Annotated in this window: 1 protein-coding gene; it reads left to right on the top strand. The window is 62.1% G+C overall.

Annotated elements, in window-relative coordinates; genetic code table 11:
* Positions 1-101 precede the first annotated feature (101 nt).
* Positions 102-594 (top strand): cohesin domain-containing protein (locus ACTIFF_RS17750; protein ID WP_439538030.1); only part of this gene is annotated, 493 nt, incomplete at its 3' end.

Genomic DNA, 594 nt, shown 5'->3' on the forward strand with positions numbered 1-594 from the left:
GATCACGGCACTGGACACGCGCCTGATCACCAACCTCTGCACAAAGCCGCGCTGTGCGCTGTGATCGGCTGCAGTTCGTATATTCATAAGGGACCTACATCATGAAATTCGTCAATGCACTGCTTGCCTCGGCGCTGCTGGCCACCGGAGCCGCCCAGGCCCAGGTGGTCACGGCCGTGCCGTCCTCATCCGAAGTCGCGGTCGGCGACTTCTTCACCGTCGATCTGATCGTGTCGGGTCTGGGAGATGCCACGGTCGGCAGCTTCGACTTCGACTTCATCTACGACCCGTTCGTGATGACGTCGTACGGCGTCACGTTCGGCGAAGGGCTGGACGTGTTCAGCCTGGGTTCGCTGTTTTCGGTGTCGTCGGCGCCGGGCCTGATCAACATCTTCCAGAGTTCGTTCGACACGGTGGAAGACCTGATCGCGCTGCAGCCGGACACGTTCACGCTGGCGACGCTGTCGTTCAAGGCGATCAGCCTGGGCAGCAGTTCGCTGGAAGTGTTCGTGAACGCGATCGGCGATGCCGAGGGCGTGACGCTGCCGGTCGAACTGGGTATGGGTATGGTCACGGCGGTGCCGGAGCCGCAGA

The sequence above is a fragment of the Methyloversatilis sp. genome, assembly GCF_051861465.1.
Classification (GTDB): domain Bacteria; phylum Pseudomonadota; class Gammaproteobacteria; order Burkholderiales; family Rhodocyclaceae; genus Methyloversatilis.